Here is a 25,830-nt window from a genome sequence, read left to right on the forward strand (position 1 = left end):
TGTGCTGCTGAATGCCGTGCCAAATCCAGCACTATTTCCGCCACTGGCTGCGGATGCGCCTGCTATGATTACTGGATAAATACCCAGCTATCTGGCCAGGCCCATGTTTCCCCCGCACCGCTATTACTACCTGCACAATTTCCAGCGCGCCTTGGCGTGGGTCTCTGACCGCTACGCCGATCTGCTGGACGCCACTGAACGGCGCTTCCTGGCCGATTTTGCGGCCTTGCCGCAGCCGTCGCAGGCGTTGATGGTGCGCATGCTGATGCGGCGCGGGCCGTGGTTTCGCGCCAGCCGGTTGGTGTACGAGGAAATCGAAAGCACCGAAGCCGCCGCCGTGCCGCTGGTGGCGCTGGGGTGGCTGGATGCGCACGCGCCCATGTCGCTGGACGAACTCTTCACCCTGCATACGAAGCCAGAACTGGGCAAGATGTTTGCCGATGCGCCCGTCAAGGCCACGGCGCGCAAGGGGGATCTGCTGGAAGCCCTACGCGTCTTGCAGCCTGAACCCAAGGCCTATCCGTCCTGGAATCCCGCGGCGGACGAGCCCGTCTGGCGCGTGACGGTGGGCGATCTCTGCGAACGCTTTCGGCTGATGTTCTTTGGCAACCTTTATCAAGACTGGTCGGAATTCGTGCTGGCCGACTTAGGGGTGTTCCAGTACGAGGCCGTGCCGTTCGAGGCGTCGTCCCGCGCGTTTCAAACGCGTGCGGATGTCGATGGCTACCTGGCCTTGCAGGCGTGCCGGGCGGCGCTGGATGAAGGCGCGGACGTGGGCGCGCTGCTACAGGCGGTGGATGCCTGCGCCAGCCAGAACCCCTGGCTGGAAAAGCGGCGCGCCAAGGTCTTGCTGCGAATCGGACTCGCGTGTGAACGCGCGCAGCAGTGGCCTGAAGCGCAAGCCGCGTACGAACGTTGCGCCTACCCCGGCGCGCGGCATCGGCGTATTCGGGTCCATGAACGCATGGGGCGGTTTGACGATGCGCTGGCCTTGGCGCTGCTGGCGCAAGACGCACCCGAAAGCGAAGAAGAAAGCCAGCGCGTGGCGCGCATGCTGCCGCGCTTGTATCGCAGCGCGGGCAAGGGCAAACCGGCCCGGCCGGCGGCGCCCGCGTTGCTGCGTACCGATTTGGTGTTGCCGCGCCCGGCCGCGCCTGCGGCCGTGGAATTCGTCACGCGCGACCATCTGCATCAAGACGACGCGCCGGTGCATTACGTGGAAAACGCGCTGATCAATTCGCTGTTTGGGCTGCTGTGCTGGCCCGCCGTGTTCGCACCATTGCCGGGCGCGTTCTTTCATCCTTTCCAGCGCGGCCCCGCCGATCTGGACGCACCCGATTTTCATCAACGCCGCGTCGCCCAGTTCGCGGATTGTCTGGCGCAGTTGGACACGCCGGCTTATCGCGACGTGATCTTGCAGCGTTACGCGGACAAGGCGGGTGTGCAGTCGCCGTTCGTGTTCTGGGGCGCCTTGTCCGAAGGGCTGCTGGCGCAAGCGCTGGATTGCCTGCCCGCCACGCACCTGAAGCTGTATTTCACGCGGCTGCTGCGCGACGTCAAAACCAACCGTTCGGGCTTGCCTGACTTGATTCGCTTTTGGCCGGCCGAGCGCCGCTATGAACTCATCGAGGTCAAGGGGCCGGGCGACAAATTGCAAGATAACCAGATCCGCTGGCTACAGTACTGCGTGTCGCACGGCATGCCCGTGCGCGTCTGCCATGTCAGCTGGCAGGAGGGCGCGGCATGAGCTACGCCGTAGCGGTGCGCGCGCTGTGCGAATTCACCGCGCGGGCGGGGGATTTGGATTTACGCTTCACGCCCGCCCCGACGGGGCTGGAAGGCATGGCGGGCCATGCCGTCGTCACGGGCCGCCGTGGCCCGGACTACGAAACCGAAGTGGCGCTGTCCGGCCAGCATGACGCCTTGCTGGTGCGGGGCCGCGCTGATGGCTATGACCCCGCGGCCAATCAGCTTGAAGAGATCAAGACGTATCGCGGTTCGTTGGACAGCGTGCGTGAGAATCACCGCGTGGTGCACTGGGCGCAAGCGCGCGTCTACGGCCATCTGCTGTGCCAAGCGCGCGGGTTGGAGCAGGTGCGCGTGGCGCTGGTGTATTTCAATGTGGTCACCGAAGAAGAGACGGTGCTGGTGGAAACGCACCAGGCAGCAGAACTTGCCACGTTCTTCCAAGAGCAATGCAATCGGTTCCTGGCATGGGCCAAGACCGAGCTTGCGCATCGTCAGACGCGTGATGCGGCGTTGGAAAAGCTGGCGTTTCCGCACGGAGAGTTTCGCGCTGGCCAGCGCGACCTGGCGGTTGCCGTGTACCGCACGGCGCGCGATGGCCGTTGCCTGATGGCGCAGGCGCCCACCGGCATTGGCAAGACCTTGGGCACGATCTTCCCGCTGCTCAAAGCCAGCCCCGGCACGGGGCTGGACAAGGTGTTCTTCCTGGCGGCCAAAGGCTCGGGCCGCGGTTTGGCCATTGAGGCCCTGGACACGCTGAACGCCCAGCCCGCGGCGCCCGGCTTGCGCGTGCTGGATCTTCAAGCGCGCGACAAAACCTGTGAACACCCTGACCTGGCTTGCCACGGCGATTCCTGCCCGCTCGCGCAGGGCTTTTACGACCGCCTGCCTGAAGCGCGCGTAGCGGCGCTGCAACACGTGCGGCTGGATGCGCCCACCGTGCGCGCCACGGCGCGTGAACATCAGGTTTGCCCGTACTACCTGTCGCAAGAGCTGATCCGCTGGAGCGATGTGGTCGTGGGTGACTACAACTATTATTACGACTCATCGGCCATGCTGTATGCCATGACGCAGGCGTATCAGTGGAAGGTGGCGGTGCTGGTCGACGAGGCGCACAACCTGGTTGACCGCGCGCGCCGCATGTACACGGGCGAGCTGGATCAGGCGTCGTTGTCGGCGGCGCGCTATGCCGCGTCCAAAGCGTTGAAGAAACCGCTGGACGGCTTGCAGCGGTCCTGGAATGCCCTGAACAAGAAGCAGACCGAACGCTATCAGGCCTATGAGATGGTGGCGCCTGGGGTGCTGTCTGCCGTGCAAAAGGCGGTGGGCGCCATCATGGAATCCATGGCGGAAACCCCGTTGCCGCAAGATGACCCGGTGCTTGTTTTCTATTTCCAGGCGCTGCAATTCATGCGCCTGGCCGAACAGTTTGGCTCGCACGCGTTGTTCGATGTGACCTTGTCCGACGTGGGCGTGGCCAGCGCCAAGACGCGGCCTTCAACCTTGTGCGTGCGCAACGTGATTCCGGCGCCGTATCTGGCGGCGCGTTACGCGGCGGCGCACGCGACGGTGCTGTTCTCCGGCACGCTCAGCCCGCAGCAGTTCTACCGCGACACGCTAGGGTTGCCGAAAGACACCCCGTGGATCGACGTGGCCGCACCGTTTCAAGCGGCGCAACTGGCGGTGCGCGTGGTGGGTAACGTGTCTACGCGCTATCGCGACCGCGAACGGTCGCTTGCGCCTATCGTCGACTTGATCGCCAGCCAGTACGCCGACCGGCCGGGCAACTACCTGGGCTTCTTAAGCAGCTTTGATTACTTGCGGCAGGTGTCGGACCTGATGCGCGAGCGCCATCCGGGCGTGCCGATCTGGTTGCAGACGCCGGGCATGGGCGAAGCCGACCGCGCGGCGTTTCTGGCGCGCTTCACCGACACGGGCCAAGGCGTGGGCTTTGCGGTGTTGGGCGGCGCGTTTTCCGAAGGGGTGGACTTGCCGGGCAAGCGCCTGATCGGCGCCTTCATCGCCACGCTGGGGCTGCCGCAAGTGAACCCGGTGAACGAAAACATGAAGCGGGCCATGGACTTGCGCTATGGCGAAGAGAACGGCTACGACTACACCTACCTGTATCCCGGCATGCAAAAGGTGGTGCAGGCAGCGGGCCGCGTGATCCGCACCGAACAGGATGTAGGCACGGTGCATCTGATCGACGACCGCTACCGGCGCGCCAAAGTGCGTGGTCTGCTGCCAAGCTGGTGGCGGGTGGATTAGCACCGGTTGCTCTGCTGCGGCGATACGGCACGGGCAGCGGTTCGGTCAGTGGCCAGCGCCCCGTGCCGCGACGCGATGCGCTCACGCCGGCATAGCAACGCGTAGATCGCCAGCGCGGTCAACAGCGCGATGCCGGCCAACACATGCAGCACCACGCGGAAGGCGTCGTCATACGTGCGTTGCAGCAGCGCAATAGCGCTCAGGCCGCTGCTCGGTGCTGCCGCCGGCGTCTGCGGAATCTCCGTCAATCCGGTATGCAGTGGCTCGGCCGGCAGCAGCGCCGCGGCTTCCTCCAGCTGGCCCAGCGCTGCGCGATTTGCCGCCATCAACAGGGAAGGGGCATCGGTGGCGCCGGGCAGCGCTGCCGACAGCTGCGTCTGAATCAACCCAGCCAGCAGGGCGCTGACCACCGCAATCGCCACGCCGTCCGCCGACACGCGTACGGTGTTGAAGATGCCGGTCGCCATGCCGACATTGCGCGCGTCGACGACGCTGACTGCCATCGCATCCATCAAGCCCCACGGCAGGCCGATGCCGATCCCGATCAGGCACATGGGCAGCCACAACCCCACCGCGCCGGTCGTCATGATGCTGGCTAGCCACAACAGGCCGATGGCCACGGCGATCAAGCCGACGGCCGACAGTACGCCGGGCTGGAACCAGCGCGTCAGCAGCGCGGCCACGAACGGCACGATCAGCAACGGCGCGGCCAGGCCGATCATCAACTGCCCGGCCTCCCAGGCGCTGTAGCCGTCGATGCCGATGAAGCTGCTGGGCAAGAGCGCAATCAGCACGATGAACAAAAACGCGGGGGACGCCGCCAGCACCTGCACGCCCACAAAGCGCGAGCTGCGAAACAAGCTCAGGTCCAGCATGGGGCGGGCGACGCGGCGCTCGATGCGCACGAACGCCACGGCTAGCAGCACGGAGGCGAGCAGCGTGCCGATGACGTGCACATCTGCCCAGCCGGCTTCGGGCGCCAGCAGCATGCCGTAGGTGAAGAAGCCAAGCGCGCCGGTAAACGTGAGCGCGCCGGGCCAGTCCAGCCGGCCGTGCGCCGCCACGGCAGCCGGGCGCACGCTGATGGCGACCATCACGGCGCCCAGCACGCCCACGCCGCCCGTGGCCAGGAACACCCATTCCCAGCCCGCCGCCTCCACCATCCACCCCGACGCGAGCGGGCCGAACGACAAGCCGATGCCGAAGGTGGTGCCCAGCAAACTGAACGCGCGGGTGCGCGCCACACCATGAAAGAGCGGCGCCAGCGATGACATGGCAGCGGCGAACGCGGCTGCGCCGCCCATGCCTTGCAGGAGCCGCAGCACGTCGATCCAAGCGGCCGTGGGCACAAACGGAATCACGAAGGTGGCGGCGCAAAACCCCACCAGACCCCACAGCCAGACCCGGCGCGGTCCGTACAGGTCGGTCAGGCTGCCCGACACCATGATGACGCTGCCATACGCCAGGATGTAGCCGTTCAAGATCCAGTTCAGCTCGACAGGCGTGCCGCCCAGCGTGTGGCTGATGGCGGGCAACACGACGGCGGGGCCGGTGAAGCACAGGGGTATCAGCAGCGCCGTCAGGCAGGCGGACAGCAGTTGCAGCCATCGGTGTTGATGCGAGGCGGGCAGGGCGGGTGAAGGGGGCGAGGAGGGCGTGGGGGTCAATGATGACGCAGTCGCGGGGGTAGACATCAGGGGCATCCATACACAGGGAGGCCAAGCATAGGGGCCGGGTAATAAAAGAAAAATAGGCTAGGATTCCAAAGATTCCGGACAAATATGTCCGCATTGGTGTTTGCGTTGATATCTGCATAGATATCTGCATTGATAGCTGCATGGGAGTGCGTGGGATGGATAGCTTGAGCGGCATCGGCGTGTTCGTGCTGGTGGCGGAGACGCGCAGCTTTTCTGAAGCGGGCCGTGTGCTGGGCGTGTCGCCGTCGGCCGTGGGCAAGAGCGTGGCGCGCATGGAAGCGCGCTTGAAGGTGCGCCTGTTTCATCGCAGCACCCGGCATATCGCGCTGACCCCCGAGGGCGAAAAATTCCTGGACCGTTGCCGCCGCATTCTGAGCGAGGTCGAAGCGGCCGAGCTGGAATTGTCCGCCGCGTCCGATGCGCCGCAGGGCAAGCTGCGGGTCAGCCTGCCGCGCTACAGCGGGCTGTTCGACACCACCATCGCCAGCTTCATGCGCCACTACCCCGAGGTAGAACTGGACCTGGATTTCACCGACAGAATGGTCGACGTGATCGGCGAAGGCTATGACGCGGTGGTGCGCACCGGCGAGATGGACGACTCCGGTCTGAAGCGCCGCCGGCTGGGGCCATTTCGCCGCGTGCTGGCCGCAGCCCCTGACTACCTGCGCGAACGCGGCACGCCCAAGCGCGCGGCCGATCTGCTGCGCCATGCCTGTTTGCATTACCGCTACCCGGCCACGGGCCGGCTGGAGAAATGGCCGTTGAAGCTGGGGCCGGACGCGCCGCCGCCCGAGCTGCCGTTGACCTTGGTGTGCAACAGCGTAGAGATGCGGATTGCGCTGGCGGTGGGCGGGCAGGGCATCGTCTGCCTGCCCGACTTCACGATTCGCCGGGAATTGGCCGCAGGCCAATTGCAGATTGTGATGGAGGACCGCACGCGCGGCAGCGGCACGATGTGGGCGCTATGGCCCGCCAGCCGCCAGGCGTCGCCCAAGCTGCGCGTGTTTGTCGACCACCTGGCGCAGCATTTATTTCCGTGACATTTACAGCACGAGAGGGCTGAATTTGCCAGCTTGTGTCCAAGCGGACCCGCCATTAGCATGACGTCCATCATATGCAGTGGCGTCGTACGCGACCGCCGTGCTGACAACAAGGATCACTCCAGGAGACCCGCATGCCCCCCGCCACGCCGGCCGATTCCGCCCGCTTGAATCCCATCGTCGCCATGCCGGCCCACGCCTTGTCGGACGCCATCCGGCGGCGCGAGCTGTCTTGTGTCGAAGTCATGGCCGCCTATCTGGCCCATATCGACCGCGTCAACCCCAAGCTCAACGCCATCGTGGCCCGGCGCGATGCCGATACGCTGCTGCGCGAAGCCGCCGAACGCGACGCCCAGCTGGCTTCGGGACAATGGCTGGGCTGGATGCACGGCATGCCTCAGGCGCCCAAGGATTTAACGGCGGTGCGCGGCATGGTCACGTCGATGGGCTCGCCCGTCTACCAAGACCACGTCACGCCGCACGATTCCATCATGATCGAGCGGGTGCGCGCGTCGGGCGCGATTTTCATCGGACGCACCAACGTGCCTGAATTCGGCTTGGGCTCGCATACCTATAACGCGGTGTACGGCGCCACGGGCAACCCCTATGACCCTGCCAAGACCGCAGGCGGCAGCAGCGGCGGGGCGGCGGCCGCGCTGGCCGCCCGCCTGTTGCCAGTGGCCGACGGCAGCGATTTCGGCGGTTCGCTGCGCAACCCGGCCGCGTTCTGCAACGTATATGGCATGCGCCCGTCGGCGGGCCGGGTGCCATTCGGGCCGTCGACGGATGTGTTCTTGAAGCAGTTGTCGTACGAAGGCCCCATGGGCCGCAGCCCGCGCGACGTGGCCCTGCTGCTGTCGGTCATGGCGGGGCACGACAAGCGTTCGCCCTTGTCACTGCGGGATGACCCTGCGCAGTTCAGCGCGCCGTTGGACGCGGACATGCACGGCAAGCGTATCGGCTGGCTGGGCGACTGGAACGGGTACTTGCCCATGGAGCCGGGCATTCTGGACCTGTGCACGCAGGCGTTGGGCGAGCTGGGTTCCGCGGGTTGTGATGTCGTCGACTACCAGGTGCCGTTCGCGGGCGACCGCTTGTGGCGCATGTGGCTGGCGCACCGCCACCTGATGGTGGGCGGCCAATTGCACGCGCTGGTTGAAAACCCCGAGACGCGCAAGCTCGTGAAGCCCGCGGTGATCTGGGAAGTGGAAGGGCTGGACGGCATGACCGCGCGCCAGGTCTACCAGGCGACTGAAGAGCGCAGCGCCTGGTATCAGACGGTGTTGCGGATGTTCGAAGACGTCGATTTCCTGGCGGTGCCATCGGCGCAGGTCTTTCCATTTGACGTCACGCTCGACTGGCCCAAGCACATTTCCGGGCGCCCCATGGACACCTACCACCGCTGGATGGAGACGGTTACGCCGTGGACGCTGGCAGGTTGCCCCGTCATCAGCGTGCCGGTGGGTTTCAGCGCGCAGGGCTTGCCAATGGGGATGCAGTTGATCGGCCCGCCGCAAGCGGACTTGGAAGTGCTGCGTCTGGCGCACACCTACGAGCAGGCGGGGGCCGGGGCCAATGATTGGGTCAATACCCGCCTGCCAGACGCGCTGTGGACGGCGGCGGCTTGACCGCCAATCGGGTAGGCACGGTCGGCGGAAAAAACAAGTGCTTGTAAGCGAACTTTGCTTTTTTCCGACGATCGCGCCCAAAATGCAGGGGTTTCCCTTGTTTTTTCGTGGCTGACCCCACCCGCCTTTGCAATAATTAGCGAAAATCTCCACATCCCGTAATGGGCGCACGTCGGCTCGCGCGGCAACGCGCGCCTTGGTATTCAGGGGCGTCCCTTCGGGGGCGCTGTAGCGTTGGTCCGCACAAAGGTCTCCCGGCATGAAGAATCTGACACTCCGCCAGCGCATCCTGGCCAGCTTCCTGGTTATTCTGGCCATCATGGCGTTGATGGTGGTGGTGGACTACCGGCGCTTGCTGCACATCGAAACGGAAGTCGCCACGATCAATACCGACGCCGTGCCGGGCATTTACTACAGCACGTCGATCCGCGCGTCGTGGTTTGCGGGGTTCGTGGTGCTGCAGGACGCCTACAACGCCGACACCGATCAGGAACGCCGCGCCGCGTTGGAAGCGCTGCCGAAGAACGATCAGCAGCTGGATGAAAGCATCGAACAGTACCGCCGCACGATTGCGCGTGGCGATGACCGCAAGATGTTCGATGAGTTTGAAAAAGAATTGCAGGAATACAAGCGCATTCGCGCTGACATCCTGGCCCCCACCGCCGTCGGCGACGTCGCCCGCACGCAAGCGCGCATCAAGTCCGAGCTGCGCCCCGCCTTCTATAAAGGCCGGGATACGCTGGCCAAGATGGTGGCTGAAAACAAAGCGCAGGCCGATGACTCGGCCATCAGCATCCAGAAAGCGGTGGACACGGCCGAAGCCGGCATGTTGATTTCGCTGGCGCTGGCCATTGCCGCCGCCATTATCTGCGGCGTCCTGTTGATGCGCGCCATCGCCAACCCGATGCGCGACATCGTCAAGACCTTGGAATCCACGGGCGGCGGCGACTTGACCCGCCGCTTGTCGCTGGCGCGCAAAGACGAATTCAACGCCATCGAAACCGGCTTTAACGGCATGGTCGACGAGCTGACCGGGCTGGTCGGCAAGACGCAGCGTTCCGCCGTGCAGGTGGCGACTTCCGTCACGGAAATTGCCGCCACGTCCAAGCAGCAACAGGCAACCGCATCTGAAGTGGCGGCCACCACCACCGAGATCGGCGCGACCTCGCGCGAGATTTCGGCCACGTCACGCGAACTGGTCCGCACCATGACCGAGGTGTCCAGCGCCGCCGAGCAGACCGCGTCGTTGGCAGGCAGCGGGCAGGTCGGCCTGGCGCGCATGGAAGACACGATGCGCAATGTGGTGGGCGCAGCCGGTTCCGTCAACGCCAAGCTGGCCATCCTGAACGAGAAGGCCGGCAATATCACTCAAGTAGTCACAACCATTACAAAGGTGGCGGACCAGACCAACCTGCTGTCATTGAACGCGGCCATTGAAGCCGAGAAGGCCGGCGAGTACGGCCGCGGCTTCGTGGTGGTGGCGACCGAGATTCGCCGTCTGGCTGACCAGACCGCCGTCGCCACCTATGACATCGAGCAGATGGTGCGCGAGATTCAGTCGTCGGTGTCCGCAGGCGTGATGGGCATGGACAAGTTCTCGGAAGAAGTGCGGCGCGGCATGGCTGACATGCAACAGGTGGGCGACCAGCTGTCGCAGATCATTCAGCAAGTGCAGACGCTGGCGCCGCGCGTGCAGATGGTTAACGAAGGCATGCAGGCGCAGGCGACCGGCGCCGAGCAGATCAATCAGGCCTTGCAGCAACTGAGCGATGCCGCCCAGCAAACCGTGGAGTCGCTGCGTCAATCCAGCCTGGCCATTGAAGAGCTGACGCTGGTGGCCAACGACCTGCGCAGCGGCGTGTCGCGCTTCAAGGTGTGAGCCAGGCCATGGCGCATTGGGCTCCGGCATCTGACGCAAGCGCGGCCCGGGCGGCCGCGCGGCGGCTATACCTGCTGTTTCGCATCGGCGGCGACCGCTATGCGCTGGATGCGGGCGATGTCGTCGAGGTGTTGGGGCTGCGGGTGTTGAAGCAGGTGCCTGGCGCGCCGGCTTGGGTGGCGGGCATGCTGGACCGGCGCGGCGTGCCGGTGCCGGTGATAGACATGAGCCAATTGGCCGGCAAGGGCGCCGCGGCTGCCGTGACCAGCACGCGCCTGGCGCTTGTGCGCTATGGCGTGGACGCCACGGACGCCGCGGATGCCGCGGACGCCGGGAACGGCGGCCGTTTGCTGGGATTGATCCTGGAGCAGGCAACCGAAACCGTGCACTACGACCCGGCTGCGTTCAAGCCTTACGGGCTGGATAACCCCGGCGCGCGTTACCTGGGGCCGGTGCTAAGCGACGCGCAGGGTATGGTGCAGGCGGTCAAGGTGGCAGACCTGTTGCCGGCGTCGGTAAGGGCCTTGTTGTATCCGCCGCAGGATCGCGGGGAGGCGCACGGCGAACCGAACGCCGTCGCACACCACGGAGGCCAGCCGTGAATCTGGTCGACGATTTCAGCGCCTTGCTCAAGCGCAAGATGGGGCTGGACAGCGGCTCCATCGGCAAGGCCGCTGTCGAACGCGCGGTGCGCCACCGCATGGGCGCGGCGGATGCGGCGGACGAACGCGATTATCTGCTGCGGGTGCAGACCGACCCCGCCGAAATGCAGCAGCTGATCGAAGCGGTCATCGTGCCGGAGACGTGGTTTTTCAGGTATCCGGAATCGCAGGCCGCCATGGCTGGGCTGGCGCGTGAGCGCCTCTTCGCCGTCGGCGTGCCCGACACCCGCGTGTTGCGCGTGCTGAGCTTGCCGTGTTCCAGCGGTGAAGAACCGTATTCCATCGCCATGGCCTTGTTGGACGCGGGCATACCGGCCTCGCGTTTTGAGGTGGACGCGGTGGACATCAGCGAGCGCATGGTTGAATTCGCCCGGCGCGCCGTCTACGGCCGCAACTCTTTCCGCGGTGATGATCTGGCCTACCGCGGCCGCCATTTCACCGAAACGGCCGACGGCCATCAGCTTGCCGACCTGGTTCGTGCGCGGGTGCGCTTCCACCAGGGCAATCTGTTCGACACCCATCTGTTGGCGGGCGCTGCGCCGTACGACTTTGTGTTCTGCCGCAACCTGTTGATCTATTTCGATGGCCCGACGCAGGAACGCGCCGTGCAGGTGCTGCGCCGTTTCACGCGTGGCGACGGCGTGATTTTCGTCGGTCCGGCGGAAACCAGCCTGATGACCGCGCGCCGCCTGCCCGCCGTGCCGGTGGCGCGGTCATTCGCGTTTCTGGCGCAAACGCTGCCGCCGCCCGCCGAGACGTTCGCGCCGCCCAAGCCCATGGTGCACGCGTGGACGCCGCCGCGCCGGCCCGTCGCCCAAACGCCGGCCGCGCACTTGCCGCTGCCGCATACCGCGATCGCGCCGGGGACGATGGCTCGACCATCGATGCCGCCTACGCCGATGGCTTCCGCGTCGGCGGCGATCACGCCCGCCGCTCGCCCTGACACGCCCAGCGCCGATGTCTCGCTGCGCCAGATTGCGGCCCTGGCCGACCAGGGGCGGGTGCAGGACGCCCTGGCGAAGTGCCAGGCGCACCTTGATAGCCATGGCGCCAGCGCCGATGCGCTGCACCTGCTGGGCTTGCTGCAAGATGCGGCAGGCGACGCGCGCCAGGCGCAAACGTCGTATCGCAAGGCCCTGTATCTGGACCCGACGCACCGCGAAGCGCTGCTGCATCTGGCCGCGCTGATTGCGTCGGCGGGCGACATCGAAGGCGCGCGCCGCCTGCAAGCCCGCGCGGCGCGCCAGGAGGCCCGACGTGACTGAATCTCTTGCGTTCATGTCCGACGTGGACGATTGCTGGAACCGCATCGGCATCCGCGGCGACAAAAGCTGCGAGCAATTGCCGGGGCATGTGCATTGCCGCAACTGTCCGGTCTACGCGACGGCGGCCAAGCGCATCCTGGACCGACTGCCGCCGCAGATGGAATCGTTGGAAGACGAGTCCGACGGGCAAGACACCACCCGGCTGTCGTCTCTGCTGGTATTCCGCCTGAACCGCGAATGGCTGGGCCTGCCCACGCGCTCGCTGGACGAGGTGGCCGCCACGCGCGCCATTCTGAGTTTGCCGCATCGGCGCGACCCCGCCGTGCTGGGCGTGACGAACGTGCGCGGCACGCTGACCGTCTGTGTGTCGCTGGCGCGCTTGCTTAGCCTGGATGCGACGACGGTGGCGTCGCGTGACCGGCCGGCCGCGGCCCGCATGTTGATTTTCGGCGGCGCGGGCCGGGCGGTGGTGTTGCCGGTGGACGAAGTGGAAGGCATCCACGCCGTTGACCTGGACCAGTTGGAGCCTTTGCCGGCCACGGTGGAAGGCGCCAGCTTGAAATACTCGCGCGGCGTGGCCCGCTGCGGCACGCGCAGCGTGGGCGTCCTGGACGAGACATTGTTGATGCAAGCTTTGGAACGGAGCCTGGCGTGAATCCGGACGAAATGCGCGACGCATCGTTGCTGGAGCTGTTCCAGCTGGAAACCCGCACGCAGGTGCAGGTGCTGAACAACGGCTTGCTGGCGCTGGAGCACAACCCGACTTCGGCGCCGCAGCTCGAGGCCTGCATGCGCGCGGCCCATTCGTTGAAAGGCGCGGCGCGCATTGTGGACCTGCACCCGGCGGTGCGCATCGCGCACGCCATGGAAGATTGCCTGGTCGCCGCGCAGGAAGGGCGCCTGCGCTTGCAGGCCACTGACATTGATGCGTTGTTGTTGGGCGCGGACTTGTTGCAGCGCGTGGCCACCCCTGGTGTGGAGCTGGGCGCCGAGATCGATGACCTGGTTCTACGCCTGAGCAACGCGCCCAATGCGCCGCCCGCCGCGCCGCCCACGCCGCCGCGCCAACCCCGGCCGTCCGATTTCTTGCCGCCTATCCAGCGGCCGGATGATCCGCCGTCCACGTTTACGGCTGCTACGTCAGCGGCCGCCACGTCAGCGGCCGCCGCGTTATCAGCCGCTACGTTATCCACCGCGACGTCAGCGGCATCCCTGTCATCGGCACTCCCGCCATCGGCGCCCCAGGCGCCCGCCGCGCAGGCCATGACGCGCCGCACGTCGGACCACGGGCTGACGGACGGCGAACGCGTGCTGCGCGTGACGGCGGATACCTTGAACAAACTGCTGGGGCTGTCTAGCGAAACGCTGGTGGAATCGCACTGGATTGGGCCATTCGGCGCGTCCATGCTGCGCTTGCGCCGTTTGCAATCGGGCGCGGGGCAGGCGCTGGACGGCGTGCGCGCTGCGCTGGCGGGCCAGCAGGTGGATGCGCGCGTGCAGGCGGCGTTGGACGACGCGCAGCGCATCGTTGAACAATGCCAACAAGAACTCACGCAGCGCACCAGCGAAGTCGACGAATTCGGCTGGCGCATGAGCCATCTGGCGCAACGCCTGTACGACACCGCGCTGGCGTGCCGCATGCGGCCGTTTGGCGATGGGTTGGCCGGCATGGCGCGAATGGTGCGGGACCTGGGCCGTTCGTTGGGCAAGCAGGTGCGGCTGGAGATCGAAGGCGACGCCACGCAGGTGGACCGCGACATCCTGGAAAAGCTGGACGCGCCGTTGATGCATTTGCTGCGCAATGCGGTGGATCACGGCATTGAAATGCCGATGGACCGCATGGACGCCGGCAAGTCGCCCGAAGGGCTGATCAAGCTGTCGGCGCGCCACGCGGCGGGCATGCTGCTGATTGAATTGAGCGACGACGGCGCAGGCATTTCGCTGGACCGGCTGCGCGTGGAAGTCGTGCAGCGCAAGCTGACCAACACCGACACCGCCGCCCGCTTGAGCGAGGCCGAGCTGCTGGAATTCCTGTTCCTGTCGGGCTTCAGCACGCGTGGCGAAGTCACCGAAATTTCGGGGCGAGGCGTGGGGCTGGACGTGGTGCAGACCATGGTGCGGCAACTGCGCGGCGCCGTGCGCATCCATCAGACAACGGGCCAAGGCACGCGCTTTGTGCTGGAAATGCCCTTGTCGCTGTCGGTCGTGCGCAGCTTGCTGGTCGAGGTGCAGGGCGAGATCTATGCGTTCCCGCTGGCCTACGTCAACCATGCCTTGCAGGTGCGCGCGCAAGACATCGAACAATTGGAAGGCCATCAGCATTTCCGCTTCCTGGACCGGCAGATTGGCCTGGTCTCGGCGCGCCAGATCCTGCATGCGGGCGAACCCGCGCCGGGGGCGGAATCGGTAGCGGTGGTGGTCGTGGGCGATCACGACAAGCAGTACGGCATCGCCGTGGATCGTTATGTGGGCGAACGCACGCTGGTGGTGCAGCCGCTGGACCCGCGTCTGGGCAAGGTGCAGGACGTGATGGCGGGCTCGTTGATGGATGACGGCACGCCGCTGTTGATCCTGGATGTGGAAGACATGCTGCTGTCGGTGCAAAAGCTGATCGAAGGCGGCCGGCTGACGCGCGTGGATGGCGGCGGCGTCATCGCCCAGACGCGCCGGCGCAAACGCGTGCTGGTGGTTGACGATTCGTTGACCGTGCGCGAACTGGAACGCAAGCTGCTGGTCAACCGCGGCTTTGATGTGGCGGTGGCGGTAGACGGCATGGACGGCTGGAACATGCTGCGCGGCGAAGATTTCGACCTGGTGGTCACCGATGTGGACATGCCGCGCATGGACGGCATCGAACTGGTGTCGCGCATCAAGGCCGATCCCAAGTTGCAAAGCCTGCCGGTAATGGTAGTGTCCTACAAAGATCGTGAAGAGGACCGGCGGCGCGGGCTGGATGCCGGCGCTGATTACTATCTGGCCAAGGGCAGCTTCCACGATGATGCGCTGCTTGACGCCGTCGAAGATTTGATCGGAAAGGCACTCACGTGAGAATCGGGATCGTCAACGATCTGCAAATAGCGGTTGAGACGCTGCGGCGCGCCATCGCGCTTGAACCGGGCCTGCAAGTGGCCTGGGTGGCGTCCAACGGCGAAGAGGCCGTTGCGCAGTGCGCGCGAGATCGGCCCGATGTGGTGCTGATGGACTTGATCATGCCCGTCATGGACGGCGTCGAGGCCACGCGCCGCATCATGGCGGAAACGCCGTGCGCCATTGTCGTGGTGACGGCCGACGTGGCCCGGCACACGTCGCGCGTGTTCGACGCCATGGGCCATGGCGCGCTGGACGCGGTAGATACCCCTGTCGTCGGCGGCGCGGATATGCGCACCGCCGCCGCGCCCTTGTTGCGCAAGATCCGCAACATAGGCTGGCTGATCGGACGCTACGGCAACCGCCCGGCGCTGACGCCCGTTGAGAAACCCGCGCCTAAGCTGGATGCCCAGCGCTTGCTGGTGATTGGCGCTTCCGCTGGCGGACCCGCCACGCTGGCCCAGCTGCTGCGCGATTTTCCGCTGGATTTTCCGGCGGGCATCGTGCTGGTGCAGCACGTAGACGCCTCATTTGCCGCCGGCATGGCCGATTGGCTGAACGATCAGGTGCTGCTGCCGGTGCGGCTGGTGCGCGAAGGCGAACGGCCGCTGCCGGGCCAGGTACTGCTGGCCGGCACGGACGACCACCTGCATCTGCTGGCCGATGGCACCTTGCGCTATACCGAAAACCCCAAGGAAAGCCTGTACCGGCCTTCCATCGATGTGTTCTTCCATAGCGTGGCGCAGCATTGGCGCGGGCTGGCGGTGGGCGTGCTGCTGACCGGCATGGGGCAGGACGGCGCGCGCGGCTTGAAGGCGCTGCGCGAACGCGGCTGCCTGACCATTGCGCAAGACCAGGCCACCAGCGCCGTGTACGGCATGCCCAAGGCGGCGGCCGCGATACAGGCCGCCGTGGAAATCAGACCATTGGACCAAATTGCTCCCCGCTTGATTCAGGCGTTCGCCTGAGCGGTTTGCTATTGCCAGACATCAAGGAATGACTATGCACCCTCCCATTGACAGCTCGGCCTCCGCGGACCTGAATTCGCACGCGGCCATGGTGCTGCTTGTCGACGACCAGGTCATGGTGGGCGAGGCGATCCGGCGGGCGCTGGCAACCGAAGGGAACATTGATTTTCACTATTGCTCTGACCCGTACAAGGCGCTGACGGTGGCCATTCAGACGCGGCCCACCGTCATTCTGCAAGACCTGGTGCTGCCGGGCGTGGACGGCTTGAGTCTGGTGCAGGAATACCGCAACCACCCGGTCACGCGCGATATTCCCATCATCGTGTTGTCCACCAAGGAAGACCCCGCCATCAAGAGCGCGGCCTTTGCGGCCGGCGCCAACGACTATCTGGTGAAGCTGCCCGATTCCATTGAGCTGGTGGCGCGCATTCGCTACCACTCGCGTTCGTATCTGGCGCTGGTGCAACGCGACGAAGCCTATCAAGCGCTGCGTCAAAGCCAGCAGCAACTGCTGGAAAGCAATATGGAATTGCGCAGGCTGACCAATTCCGACGGGCTGACGGGCTTGGGCAACCGCCGTTACTTCGACGAATACTTGAACGCGGAATGGATGCGCGCGCGCCGCGATGGCCGCGAGATCAGCATGCTGATGATCGATGTAGACCACTTCAAGGCCTACAACGACACCTATGGCCACATCGCCGGCGACGAAGCGTTGAAACGCGTCGCCAACACCATCTTCGCCAGTTGCGACCGTTCAACGGATCTGGCGGCGCGCTTTGGCGGCGAGGAGTTTGCACTGGTGTTGCCCGGCACACCAGCCGGCAGCGCGCGTTTGGCGGCCGAGAAGCTGCGCCGCGCGGTGGAAGCCATGCAGATTCCGCAGAAGGACACGGGCTCCGGCCCGTGGCTGACAGTCAGCATCGGTACGGCCACGGCCATTCCCGCCGAGGGGCAGGCTTGCACCGATCTGATCCAAGTGGCCGACCGCGGCCTCTATCAGGCCAAGCGCCTGGGCCGCAACCGCGTCGTGCCGGGGCAGATGCCCGCGGCTGCGGAGTAAGCCGCAGGGCGGCGCCACTACCGGGGCCGCAACATAAGCGCTACTGCAAAGCGCTACGACAAATCGCTACTACAAATGCAGCTTGGTCGATGACTTCACTTCGTGCATCGACAGCGTGCTGAGCAGTTCCTTCACCCCCGGCAACGTGCGCAAGCGGTTGCGCACGAATTCCGAATACGCATCGAAGTCGCGCGCCACGATGTGCAGCAGGTAATCGTGCTGCCCGGTCGTGTTGTGGCAGGCCAGCACTTCGGGCATGGCCGCTATCGCCGCTTCGAAGGCGTGGCACAACTTTTCGGTGTGGTTTTCCAGCGAGATGCTGACGAACGCCACCACCCCCATGCCTAGCGCGCGGCGGTCCAGAATGGCCTGGTAGCCGCGGATGACGCCGGACGTCTCCAGCCGTTTCAACCTTTTCCAGCAAGGCGAAGCCGACAGCGATACGCGTTCGGCCAGTTCCGCATTGCTCAACCGCCCATCTTCTTGAAGGATTTTCATGATTTTCCAATCGATCGCGTCAAGTTGATGTAACAAGGCAGTGTCTTTCATGGATTCGTTCTAATGGGAAATAACGTTTCACATTATCGCGGTCTTGTGGACGAATTGGAAAGATAATTGGCGTGGCCTGCGCCCATACTGCAATACATTCCGAGGCGGCCGGCGCTATCGTCAAACCCTGTTAGACGCGCCTGCCCGATCGGCTGGACCCCCAGAGAAAGAGGCACACCATGACATATTCGACTTATCACAAGAAAGATATTTTCGGCCGGCCCCTGCATGCGGAAACGCAGATGATGTCTTACGGCTACGACCCGTTCCTGTCGGAAGGCGCGGTCAAGCCGCCGGTATTCCTGACGTCGACGTTTGCGTTCAAGTCGGCCGAAGACGGCGCGGAGTTCTTTGATCTGGTGTCGGGCCGCAAGCCCTTGCCGCAGGGCGAAACGGCGGGTCTGGTGTATAGCCGTTTCAACCATCCCAACCTGGAAATCGTGGAAGACCGGCTGGCGTTGCTGGATGGATCGGAAGCGGCCGCCGTGACGGCAAGCGGCATGGCGGCGATCAGCGCGGTATTGATGGCGTTCCTGCGCCCTGGCGATCAACTGGTGCAGTCGTTGCCCTTGTATGGCGGCACCGAAACGCTGATTGCCAAGATCTTTCCGGAATGGGGCATCGGCTCGCATCCCATTCAGGATGGCTTGTCGCCTAAACACATGCGCGCCGCGCTGGAAACGGCCGCCGCCAAAGGCCCGGTGCGCGTTTTCTATGTGGAAACGCCCGCCAACCCCACCAACGCGCTGATCGATTTCGAAGCCATGAAGAACGAGCTGGACGCCTTCGAAACGCGTCACGGCTATCGCCCGGTGTCGGTGTGCGACAACACGCTGCTGGGGCCGATTTTCCAGAAGCCCGCCGAGCATGGCGTGGACTTGTCGGTGTATTCGCTGACGAAGTATGTGGGCGGCCACAGCGATCTGGTGGCGGGGGCCGTCACCGGTTCGAAGGAACTGATCAAGAAGGTGCGCGGCATCCGCAGCGCGTTCGGCTCGCAGCTGGACCCGCATTCATGCTGGATGATCACGCGGTCAATGGAAACGGTGGTGCTGCGCATGAAGCAGGCGGCGCGCACGGGGACCAAGGTGGCGCAGTGGCTGGCCGGCAATCCGTATGAAAAGGTGCAGATCTTTCACCCCGAGATGATCACCGACCGCACGTATCAAGAGGTCTACAAGCGGCAATGCACGGGGCCGGGTTCGACCTTCGCCTTCGTGGTGGAAGGCGGCCGCGAGCGCGCGTTTCGCTTGATCAATGCGCTGCATCTGTTCAAGTCGGCGGTCAGCCTGGGCGGCACGGAATCGCTGGTGTGTCACCCGGCGTCGACCACGCATTCGGGCGTGCCAGCGGCCGAGCGCGATGCGGCGGGCGTGTCAGAAGGGCTGATCCGCATCTCGATCGGGCTGGAGCACGAGGAAGACCTGATCGCCGACATGGACCACGCCTTCCAGCGGCGCTGACACGTACAACGCGGCTATAAGGCTGACGCCGAGGCCGACGCCGATGCCGACGCCGTGGCCGCAGCGGTGGCCGAAGCCGAAGCCGAAGCCGAAGCCGACCCCGCCGGCCGCCGCGAGCGGTTCAGCAGCACGAACAGCGCGGTGGCCAGCAGCATCACCGTCGCCGTGGCGATGACGGCGGCGTAGCCGGTGTCGAATGCCGTCTTGGCCACGTGCGTCAACGCGGTGGCCAGATCGGCCGGCAGGCCTTCCGCCACGATCAGCGCTTCGTCCAGGCTGTCGCGCACGATGCTGACGCCTTCCACCCCCTTCGGCACGGCGATGGTTTGCGCATACACGCCGGTCAGGATCGAGCCCATCAGCGTGACGCCCAGCGCGCCGCCCAGCTCGTAAGACACCTCTTCAATGGACGCCGCCATGCCCGCGCGTTCCGGCGTGGCGCTTTGCATGATGGAGCTGGAGGCCGCCGTCATGGTGGCGCCAATGCCCACGCCCAGCACGCTCAGGCTGATCATCTGCGGCATGACGTTGCCGTCATAGCTCAGCAGATAGCCGCCCATGCCGGCGCCCGCCACGGCCAGCGCCACGAACATCAGGCGCGGGCCACGTATGTATCCCAGCAGCCAGCCCGCCAAAGGACCCGCCACGAAGGCGGCCAGCGGCAAGGGCAGGATGAACAGCGCGGCTTCAATCGGCGACATGCCCATCACCAGTTGCAGGCGCTGGCTGAACACGAGCTCCATGCCGAACAAGGCGGCGCCCGCGAACAGCGCGGCGGCCACGCCCGAACTGAAGGTGGCGTTGCGGAAGATGGAAAAATCGATCAGCGGATACGGGCGGCTGCGCTGGCGGCGCACGAACCAGGTCAGCATCGCCACGCCCGCCACGCAGGCTGCGCCGGCATGCAGCCATGACGTCGTGGCCTTGCCCAGCTCTTTCAGCGCGTAGGCGCACAAGATCAGTCCCACCATGACTTGCAGCGATCCGGCCAGGTCCCAGGGGCGTTCTGCGTTCGGACGGCTGGCGGGAATGAAGCGCCACGCCAGCGGCAGCGCCAGCAGCACGATGGGCACGTTGATAAGGAAAACCGAGCCCCACCAGAAATGCTCCAGCAGCACGCCGCCAATGACCGGCCCCAGCGCCGCGCCGCCCGAGGCGACCGAGGCCCAGATGCCGATGGCCACCGAGCGTTCGCGCTCGTTGGTGAAGGTAAGGCGGATGATGGACAGCGTGGCCGGCATCATCATGGCCGCGCCCAACGCCAGCAGCACGCGCGCGGCGATCAAGGCGGCGGCGCCCGGCGAATAGGCGGCGGCCAGCGACGCCACGCCGAACACGGCCAGCCCCATCATGAACAGGCGCTTGTGGCCCAGCCGGTCGCCTAGCGTGCCCATGCCCAGCAACAGGCCGGACACCACCAACGCATACACGTTCACGATCCACAGCTTGGCCGACGCCGATACGCCCAGGTCATGCGTGAGCCGGGGCAGGGCGGTGTACAGCACCGTCATGTCGACAACGATCAACAACAAGGCGATGGACACAATGCCCAGCACCAGCCAACGGCGCGGATCGGCCGTGGCGACAGCGTTCGAATGAGTCCGCTGCATAGTTCTACTCCTTGAATTCCACAACCGGTGGGCGCGGGAAGATGTGCTCTCCCGCAGGCCCGACGGATGCAAGGGCGCATTATCTATCTGGTTTGTTGCCGAAAAAAGTTTGATTCCATCTATAGAATGGATGGATAAAAGGAGGCTCTATGCAATGGACCCTGGATCAAATCCGGCATTTCGTGGCGGCGGCGGACGCCGGTTCGTTCTCGGCCGCCGCCCGCAGCCTTGGCCGCGCGCAGTCGGCCGTCAGCACCTCGGTGGGCTTATTGGAAGCGGATCTGGGCGTGGAACTGTTCGACCGCTCCCGCCGTAACGCCACGTTGACGCCCGCAGGCGAAGTGCTGCTGCAAGAGGCGCGCGAGCTGCTGCGCCAGGCAGGCGGGCTGGATCAGCGGGCGTTGTCGTTTGCGGCGGGGCAAGATGCGCGGCTGTCGATCGCGCTGGACGAAGCCTTGCCGTATCAGGTGCTGGGGGCGCTGGTGCTTGAATTGGCCGAGCGCTTTCCCGCCCTGGAATTGACGCAGCTAAACGGCACCGCGACCGAAGTGGCCGACTACGTGCAGCAAGGCCGCGCCAGCATCGCTTTTCATTTTGACCGGGGCGACCCGGGCAGCGCGTTCGCGCACCGGTACTTGGGCAATGTGGCGCAAGCGGTGTTCGTGGCGGCGCGGCACCCGTTGGCGGCGCTGGCCGAGGTCACGCGTACCGACCTTGCGCACTACCGGCAATTGGTGATGCAGATGGATGGGGTAGACGACGTGGTGCTCAGCCCCACGGTCTGGCGCACCGACAGCTTCTACAGCATCGCCGGCATGGTGGCCGACGGTCTGGGCTGGGCGATTCTGCCGTTGAACATTGCCGAGTACGAGAGCTTTCGCACAACGCTTGCGCGGGTTCCATGCGCGGGCCTGGCGCTGCCGATGCTGTCGGTCCGAACGCTATGGCTGCAAGGCGCAACGCCCGGCGCCACGGAGCTGTGGTTGCAGCAACGCATGGGGCAACTGCTGCGGGCGTGACGGAAAGGGAAAACGGACGCTGGGGATCAGCTTAGCAACGCGGTGACCAAATCGCCGCCCGCCTGGCTGTCGTCAGTGAAGTTCAGCGCGGTCTGGACATGTTCCAGGTGCTCATCCATCAGCGCGCAGGCACGCTCGGTGTCGCCCGCGCGGGCGGCTTCGATGAAGGCGTGGTGCTCTTGCGACGAGCAACTGGCGTCGTGCGAGCTTTGGTACAGCACGGTGATGACGGCGCTGCGCGCGGACAGCTCGCGCAGCATGCCCGTCAGCACCGAATTGCCCACGGCTTCGGCCAGCAGAATGTGGAAATGGCCCAGCAGATGGTTGCGCTTCTGAACGTCGCCGCTTTCCAGCGCCGCGCGTTCTTCAGCCAGGTGGGCGTCAATGCGGCGGTAGTCGGCCGCGGTGGCGCGGGCCACGAATTCCTTGGCCAGCGCCGCTTCCAGAATGCGGCGCACGGCGTAGACCTCGCGCGCTTCGTTCGCGTCCGGCTTGCTGACGAAGGCGCCCTTGTCAGGCACGATGTTGATCAGCTTGTCTTTGGACAGCATCAGCAAGGCCGCACGAATCTTCGTGCGGCTGACCTTATAGACGCGCGCCAGCGCTTCTTCGCGCAGCCGGGTACCCGGGGGCAGCTTGTGGGCCACGATGGCGGCGGCCACTTCGCGGGCGATATCGTCGGCGCTGGGGTCTGGCTGAACTTCCTGGGTCATGGGGCGCGGCAGCGGCTGCCGGGAGGGAAAAACCAATCGGGCAGCCAGTCTATCAAAAAGCCGAACAGGGAAGACAAACATTTTTTGAATACAAAGAATGAATTCAAAAAAGTCTGGCTCCCCGTTTGGCCCCGGCGTCGCCTGCCCGATGTTCGGTGCAGCCCAGGTTATGGCCGGGCTATTAGTCCTTCGCCATCAGCCCCAGATACTCAATCAGGCCCTTTTCCTTCACGTAGGTCGCCTGCGCCCATTCCTTGTAGTCCTGGCTGTTGCGGTACGCCGGCTGTTGGTTCAGCTGGTTCATGACGTCAATGCTGGCCGGGTCGAACAGCGCTTTCTTGAACGCATCGTGCAGCGTCTTCACCACGGCCGGGTCCATGCCCTTGGGGCCGGCCAGGCCATAAGGCGACGTGGACACGACCTTGTAGCCGAGCTCTTGCGCGGTGGGCACGTCGGGCCAGCGCGTGGTGCGCTTGTCGCCGAAAGTGACCAGCAGGCGCATCTTGCCGGAGTCCACAAACTGATCCCAGCCGGTTGCGTCGCTTTGCGCCATGACGTGGCCGCCCAGCAGCGCTTGCTGCATGTCGGCGTTGCCCTTGAACGGCACGTGGTTCAGCTTGACCTTGGCGTTGATGGCGATTTCTTCGATCAGCAAATGCGGCGACGAGCCGATGCCGGTAGAGCCGTAATCGATGGTGCCCGGCGCCTTGCGCGCCGCTTCGATGTATTCGTTGAAGGTCTTGTAGGGCGAGTCCGAGCGCACGGTGAAGCCGAACGTGTAGCCGGACAAGCCAATGATGAAACTGAAGTCGTTGATTGGGTCCCAGCTGCTTTTCTGCATGTAGGGCATGCGTAGCATGGCCAGCGTGTAGAGCGCGATGGTGTAGCCGTCGGGCTTGGCGGTGCGCGCCATGGTGGCCGTGCCAAGCGTGCCGCCCGCGCCCGGACGGTTTTCCACGATGACCGGCTGGCCCAGGTATTTGGACGCGTCCTGCGCGACGATGCGCAGGTGGCGGTCGGTGGAACCGCCTGCGGGGAAGGGCACGATCAGCGTGATGGGCTTGGTGGGAAACGCGGCTTGCGCGCTGGCGGACAGCGGCAGGGCGGCGCCTGCGGCGGCCAGCAGCAGGGCGCCCAGGCAGGCGCGGCGCATAGGCATCTTGGGCATGAGGGTTGTCTCCAGGGTGTTGTTATGGTTGGTGTTGATACGTCATCCGGCTGCCGGCGCGTCGCGTAACGCGACCTTTACCGGCAAGCGCGACAAAGCCTCGCGCAGCTGCTCCTTCAGCGGCGCGGATGCACCCGGCGCCGCTTCGACGGCGACATCCGGTTGCGCATCGGCCAGCACCCGGAAGACATCGCTGTCTTCGAGTAGCCCGGCCTCGTGCAGGGTGCGCGCCACCACGGCCTGCACCGATACGGCGGTGGCCAGGCGGCGCAAATCCGGTTTGTAGATCTTGCCCACGTTGGTCATGGGCATCGCGTCTAGCACGATGACGCGCTTGGGCCGTGCAGGCCCTTCGTCCACGTGCGCGGCGGCATAGGCGACGAGTTCGGCTTCGGTCGCTTGCGCGCCGTCTGCCAGCGTCACGAACGCCACGGGCAGCTCGCCCGCATACGCGTCCGGCGCGCCGACGGCGGCGCACAGTTGCACGGCGGGGTGCGAGGCCAGCGCGTCTTCGATGGTCTTGGGATCGATGTTGTGGCCGCCGCGAATGATCAGGTCCTTGGCGCGGCCCTGCAAATGCAGCCGGCCTTCGGCGTCCAGGAAACCGACGTCGCCGCTGATCAGCCAGCCGTCTTCGGTGAAGGCGCGCGCGGTGTCTTCGGGGTCGAGAAAGCCGGGGATCACGTTCGGCGCCTTGAACAGCACCATGCCCGCCGTGCCAGCGGGCAAGTCGCGCGCGGCTTCGCCTGCCGGGATGTCCAGGCCGACGATGCGCACCTGCACATAGGGCAAGGGGTAACCCACGCAGTTCACGGGGAATTCCGAGCCGGGCGGGGTGATGGATGAAATGCCCGCCATTTCGGTCATGCCCAGGCTTTCGTTCACGTGCAGGCCGAACAGGCGCTTGAAGCGCGCAGCCAATTCGGCGGGCAAGGGCGCCGCGCCCGTGCGGCAGTAGCGCAGCGTGGAAATATCGGCGCCCGCAAGCGGGATGTCGGCCAGCGCCGCCAGAATGGTCGGCACGCCCTGCAGGGACGTTGCGCGATGCTTCTCAACCAGCCGCCAGTAGTTGCGCAGCACATCGCGGTTGCGCAGCAGCAAGGTCGTGGGGATGACGGTTTCCACGCCCGCTGACAATGCGGCCAGCGACGCGGGCAGCACGCCCGCCACATGGAACAAGGGGTAGCCGTTGATGACCACGTCGTCCGGCCCTGCGTTTTGCAATTGCACGGCGGCCCAGGCCGTGAAGACCTGGTTCGCGTGAGTGTGAATGGCAAGCTTGGGCGCGCCCGTTGTGCCGCCCGTGTGAAAGTACGCGGCGACGTCGCTTGCGCGGATCACGCGTTCGCTGACCAGGCGGTCGGCCGGCTGCGCCAAACGGTTGGCGTTGAAGTCCAGCGCGTAGTCGGGCAGCGCAGGGCGTTCGGACAGCGGTTCGTCCAGCGGGGCCACGCGCAGCAAGGTCTGCAAGGTGGGCACGCGCTCGTGCAGCCGCAAGGCCTTGGACCACGTGCCGCATTCGGCGTCCGAGCCATAGGCGATCAGCACCTTGGCGCGCGCCGTCGTCATCAACGACGCCAGCTTGTCTTCCGACAGCAGCGGGTTCAGCGGCTGGACGATGCCTGCCGCTTCACCGCCCCACAACGCCAGGTGATATTCCAGGCAGCCGGGCAGCATCACGCCGATGGCGTCGCCCGCCCGCACGCCCAGATCGTGCAGCAGGTTGGCGGTTTGGTGAATGCCCGCCAGCAGTTCGCGGTAGCTCCAGCGCAGCGCATCGTCAGCGGGGTCGGCGGTGCGCAGAAAGGTCAGCGCGGTCTTGTCGCCGAAGGCGGCGGCGGAATTGCGGAATATCTCGTACGTGCTTTGCACCGTCAGCGTTTCCGCCAAGGGGCGCGCAGCCAGCCGCTGCACGTCGGCGGCGCTGCGCACCGGGAACGGCGCCGAGAACGGGCGCGACAAGGGCGGGGCGGCGTAGACCAGCGTCATGTCCGTAGCCCTCCGC

19 protein-coding genes are annotated in these 25,830 nt (G+C 65.4%); 13 read left to right on the forward strand and 6 right to left on the reverse strand.

Going from position 1 to position 25,830, the window contains the following annotated elements; genetic code table 11:
- Positions 1-103 precede the first annotated feature (103 nt).
- Both ACFZAI_RS14410 and ACFZAI_RS14415 read left to right on the forward strand, forming a co-directional pair.
- On the forward strand, positions 104-1,747 hold the full coding sequence (locus ACFZAI_RS14410; protein WP_391567495.1) for a VRR-NUC domain-containing protein: 1,644 nt from the start codon (positions 104-106) through the stop codon (positions 1,745-1,747).
- A complete protein-coding gene (locus ACFZAI_RS14415; RefSeq protein ID WP_391567496.1) occupies positions 1,744-4,014 on the forward strand; it encodes an ATP-dependent DNA helicase in 2,271 nt (756 codons plus the stop codon). Before ACFZAI_RS14410 ends, ACFZAI_RS14415 begins: the two co-directional genes overlap by 4 nt.
- On the opposite strand, the gene ACFZAI_RS14420 is transcribed toward ACFZAI_RS14415, so the two are convergent.
- Positions 4,011-5,708 carry an MFS transporter gene (locus ACFZAI_RS14420; RefSeq protein ID WP_391567497.1) on the reverse strand — a complete coding sequence of 566 codons (1,698 nt, stop codon included), beginning with the start codon at positions 5,706-5,708 and terminating at the stop codon, positions 4,011-4,013. The genes ACFZAI_RS14415 and ACFZAI_RS14420 overlap by 4 nt on opposite strands.
- A 158-nt stretch (positions 5,709-5,866) precedes the next feature.
- Between ACFZAI_RS14420 and ACFZAI_RS14425 the strand changes: the two genes are divergently transcribed.
- The 9 genes from ACFZAI_RS14425 (at position 5,867) to ACFZAI_RS14465 (ending at position 17,303) form a co-directional block, all read left to right on the forward strand.
- Positions 5,867-6,751 (forward strand): LysR family transcriptional regulator, encoded by an 885-nt coding sequence (locus tag ACFZAI_RS14425; RefSeq protein WP_391567498.1) that lies wholly within the window; start codon positions 5,867-5,869, stop codon positions 6,749-6,751.
- A gap of 134 nt (positions 6,752-6,885) precedes the next feature.
- Positions 6,886-8,379 carry an amidase gene (locus ACFZAI_RS14430; protein WP_391567499.1) on the forward strand — a complete coding sequence of 498 codons (1,494 nt, stop codon included), beginning with the start codon at positions 6,886-6,888 and terminating at the stop codon, positions 8,377-8,379.
- A gap of 259 nt (positions 8,380-8,638) precedes the next feature.
- Entirely contained in the window at positions 8,639-10,258 is a 1,620-nt protein-coding gene (locus ACFZAI_RS14435; RefSeq protein WP_391567500.1) for a methyl-accepting chemotaxis protein, read from the forward strand.
- 8 nt (positions 10,259-10,266) lie between these two features.
- Positions 10,267-10,860: a chemotaxis protein CheW gene (locus tag ACFZAI_RS14440; RefSeq protein ID WP_391567501.1), complete on the forward strand. Its 594-nt coding sequence runs from the start codon at positions 10,267-10,269 to the stop codon at positions 10,858-10,860.
- Positions 10,857-12,185 carry a CheR family methyltransferase gene (locus ACFZAI_RS14445; RefSeq protein ID WP_391567502.1) on the forward strand — a complete coding sequence of 443 codons (1,329 nt, stop codon included), beginning with the start codon at positions 10,857-10,859 and terminating at the stop codon, positions 12,183-12,185. Before ACFZAI_RS14440 ends, ACFZAI_RS14445 begins: the two co-directional genes overlap by 4 nt.
- Before the next feature lie 13 nt (positions 12,186-12,198).
- Positions 12,199-12,840: a chemotaxis protein CheW gene (locus ACFZAI_RS14450; RefSeq protein WP_391567861.1), complete on the forward strand. Its 642-nt coding sequence runs from the start codon at positions 12,199-12,201 to the stop codon at positions 12,838-12,840.
- Positions 12,837-15,233: a hybrid sensor histidine kinase/response regulator gene (locus ACFZAI_RS14455; protein ID WP_391567503.1), complete on the forward strand. Its 2,397-nt coding sequence runs from the start codon at positions 12,837-12,839 to the stop codon at positions 15,231-15,233. The genes ACFZAI_RS14450 and ACFZAI_RS14455 overlap by 4 nt, the downstream gene beginning before the upstream one ends.
- Entirely contained in the window at positions 15,230-16,240 is a 1,011-nt protein-coding gene (locus ACFZAI_RS14460; RefSeq protein WP_391567504.1) for a chemotaxis response regulator protein-glutamate methylesterase, read from the forward strand. The genes ACFZAI_RS14455 and ACFZAI_RS14460 overlap by 4 nt, the downstream gene beginning before the upstream one ends.
- 34 nt (positions 16,241-16,274) lie before the next feature.
- Positions 16,275-17,303: a diguanylate cyclase gene (locus ACFZAI_RS14465; protein ID WP_391567505.1), complete on the forward strand. Its 1,029-nt coding sequence runs from the start codon at positions 16,275-16,277 to the stop codon at positions 17,301-17,303.
- 69 nt (positions 17,304-17,372) lie between these two features.
- Here ACFZAI_RS14465 and ACFZAI_RS14470 read toward each other — a convergent pair whose 3' ends face one another.
- Complete coding sequence (locus ACFZAI_RS14470) at positions 17,373-17,852, reverse strand: Lrp/AsnC family transcriptional regulator (RefSeq protein ID WP_082386936.1); 480 nt, start codon at positions 17,850-17,852, stop codon at positions 17,373-17,375.
- Between the two features lie 179 nt (positions 17,853-18,031).
- Between ACFZAI_RS14470 and ACFZAI_RS14475 the strand changes: the two genes are divergently transcribed.
- Positions 18,032-19,315 carry a cystathionine gamma-synthase family protein gene (locus tag ACFZAI_RS14475; RefSeq protein ID WP_391567506.1) on the forward strand — a complete coding sequence of 428 codons (1,284 nt, stop codon included), beginning with the start codon at positions 18,032-18,034 and terminating at the stop codon, positions 19,313-19,315.
- Between the two features lie 14 nt (positions 19,316-19,329).
- On the opposite strand, the gene ACFZAI_RS14480 is transcribed toward ACFZAI_RS14475, so the two are convergent.
- Positions 19,330-20,925, reverse strand: a complete 1,596-nt coding sequence (locus ACFZAI_RS14480; protein WP_391567507.1) for an MFS transporter — start codon at positions 20,923-20,925, stop codon at positions 19,330-19,332.
- Between the two features lie 149 nt (positions 20,926-21,074).
- On the opposite strand from ACFZAI_RS14480, the gene ACFZAI_RS14485 reads away from it, so the two are divergent.
- The gene (locus ACFZAI_RS14485) at positions 21,075-21,944 is read left to right on the forward strand and encodes a LysR family transcriptional regulator (RefSeq protein WP_391567508.1); all 870 of its coding nucleotides are present in this window, start codon (positions 21,075-21,077) and stop codon (positions 21,942-21,944) included.
- Positions 21,945-21,970: 26 nt separating this feature from the next.
- Here ACFZAI_RS14485 and ACFZAI_RS14490 read toward each other — a convergent pair whose 3' ends face one another.
- The 3 genes from ACFZAI_RS14490 to ACFZAI_RS14500 all read right to left on the reverse strand — a co-directional run bounded on the left by ACFZAI_RS14490 (position 21,971) and on the right by ACFZAI_RS14500 (position 25,814).
- The gene (locus tag ACFZAI_RS14490) at positions 21,971-22,657 is read right to left on the reverse strand and encodes a GntR family transcriptional regulator (RefSeq protein ID WP_054421454.1); all 687 of its coding nucleotides are present in this window, start codon (positions 22,655-22,657) and stop codon (positions 21,971-21,973) included.
- Between the two features lie 181 nt (positions 22,658-22,838).
- Positions 22,839-23,825 carry a tripartite tricarboxylate transporter substrate binding protein gene (locus tag ACFZAI_RS14495; RefSeq protein ID WP_054421458.1) on the reverse strand — a complete coding sequence of 329 codons (987 nt, stop codon included), beginning with the start codon at positions 23,823-23,825 and terminating at the stop codon, positions 22,839-22,841.
- Positions 23,826-23,867: 42 nt separating this feature from the next.
- The gene (locus ACFZAI_RS14500) at positions 23,868-25,814 is read right to left on the reverse strand and encodes an acyl-CoA synthetase (protein WP_391567509.1); all 1,947 of its coding nucleotides are present in this window, start codon (positions 25,812-25,814) and stop codon (positions 23,868-23,870) included.
- Positions 25,815-25,830: the final 16 nt, after the last annotated feature.

Source organism: Achromobacter sp. NPDC008082 (genome assembly GCF_042957345.1).
Classification (GTDB): domain Bacteria; phylum Pseudomonadota; class Gammaproteobacteria; order Burkholderiales; family Burkholderiaceae_B; genus Achromobacter; species Achromobacter kerstersii_A.

Coding starts and splice junctions, on each gene's coding strand:
- ACFZAI_RS14490 (WP_054421454.1), bottom strand. CDS start 22,657: ATGACCCAGGAAGTTCAGCCAGACCCCAGCGCCGACGATATCGCCCGC.
- ACFZAI_RS14425 (WP_391567498.1), top strand. CDS start 5,867: ATGGATAGCTTGAGCGGCATCGGCGTGTTCGTGCTGGTGGCGGAGACG.
- ACFZAI_RS14500 (WP_391567509.1), bottom strand. CDS start 25,814: ATGACGCTGGTCTACGCCGCCCCGCCCTTGTCGCGCCCGTTCTCGGCG.
- ACFZAI_RS14410 (WP_391567495.1), top strand. CDS start 104: ATGTTTCCCCCGCACCGCTATTACTACCTGCACAATTTCCAGCGCGCC.
- ACFZAI_RS14485 (WP_391567508.1), top strand. CDS start 21,075: ATGCAATGGACCCTGGATCAAATCCGGCATTTCGTGGCGGCGGCGGAC.
- ACFZAI_RS14470 (WP_082386936.1), bottom strand. CDS start 17,852: ATGAAAGACACTGCCTTGTTACATCAACTTGACGCGATCGATTGGAAA.
- ACFZAI_RS14435 (WP_391567500.1), top strand. CDS start 8,639: ATGAAGAATCTGACACTCCGCCAGCGCATCCTGGCCAGCTTCCTGGTT.
- ACFZAI_RS14430 (WP_391567499.1), top strand. CDS start 6,886: ATGCCCCCCGCCACGCCGGCCGATTCCGCCCGCTTGAATCCCATCGTC.
- ACFZAI_RS14420 (WP_391567497.1), bottom strand. CDS start 5,708: ATGTCTACCCCCGCGACTGCGTCATCATTGACCCCCACGCCCTCCTCG.
- ACFZAI_RS14465 (WP_391567505.1), top strand. CDS start 16,275: ATGCACCCTCCCATTGACAGCTCGGCCTCCGCGGACCTGAATTCGCAC.
- ACFZAI_RS14475 (WP_391567506.1), top strand. CDS start 18,032: ATGACATATTCGACTTATCACAAGAAAGATATTTTCGGCCGGCCCCTG.
- ACFZAI_RS14450 (WP_391567861.1), top strand. CDS start 12,199: ATGTCCGACGTGGACGATTGCTGGAACCGCATCGGCATCCGCGGCGAC.
- ACFZAI_RS14495 (WP_054421458.1), bottom strand. CDS start 23,825: ATGCCCAAGATGCCTATGCGCCGCGCCTGCCTGGGCGCCCTGCTGCTG.
- ACFZAI_RS14440 (WP_391567501.1), top strand. CDS start 10,267: ATGGCGCATTGGGCTCCGGCATCTGACGCAAGCGCGGCCCGGGCGGCC.
- ACFZAI_RS14480 (WP_391567507.1), bottom strand. CDS start 20,925: ATGCAGCGGACTCATTCGAACGCTGTCGCCACGGCCGATCCGCGCCGT.
- ACFZAI_RS14415 (WP_391567496.1), top strand. CDS start 1,744: ATGAGCTACGCCGTAGCGGTGCGCGCGCTGTGCGAATTCACCGCGCGG.